At 48.4% G+C, this 384-nt stretch carries 1 protein-coding gene; it reads right to left on the bottom strand.

Annotated features, from left to right (window positions below; all coding sequences use genetic code 11):
• Window positions 1–384, bottom strand: a 384-nt coding sequence (locus tag LI162_RS15325) for a recombinase family protein (RefSeq protein ID WP_227156883.1), incomplete at both ends; no start/stop codon positions are given.

Here is a 384-nt window from a genome sequence, read left to right as displayed (position 1 = left end):
CATTGATGGCGATAAGGCGAACGCCACGCTGACGCAGGATTTCCATAATCTGACCGACTTTCAGATAGTCACGACCCATGCGGCTCATGTCCTTGATACACAGATACTCCACATTCCCGGCTTCCACTTCTTTCATCATTGCCAAAAATCCGGGACGGTCAAAGCAGGTGCCGCTAATGCCATCGTCCGTGAAATGGACAATGTTTGTAAAGCCCTGCCGTGCGGCGAACTCCTCCAACATAGCCTTTTGATTGGAAATGGAATTGCTCTCACGCTGTTGGTCATCATCTTTGCCAAAGTCATCACGGCTCAGTCGTTCGTACAGAGCTGTGATTTTCTCGTTTTTTCTCATAACTTGCGCTCCTTTCTTCGGTTTTAGGTTGT

Origin of the sequence: Mediterraneibacter sp. 210702-DFI.3.120 (assembly GCF_020561005.1) — a bacterium.
In the GTDB taxonomy this organism is placed as follows: domain Bacteria; phylum Bacillota; class Clostridia; order Lachnospirales; family Lachnospiraceae; genus Mediterraneibacter; species Mediterraneibacter faecis.
The sequence above is the reverse complement of the archived record's forward strand: the minus strand, read 5'-3'. Positions and strand labels throughout refer to the sequence as shown.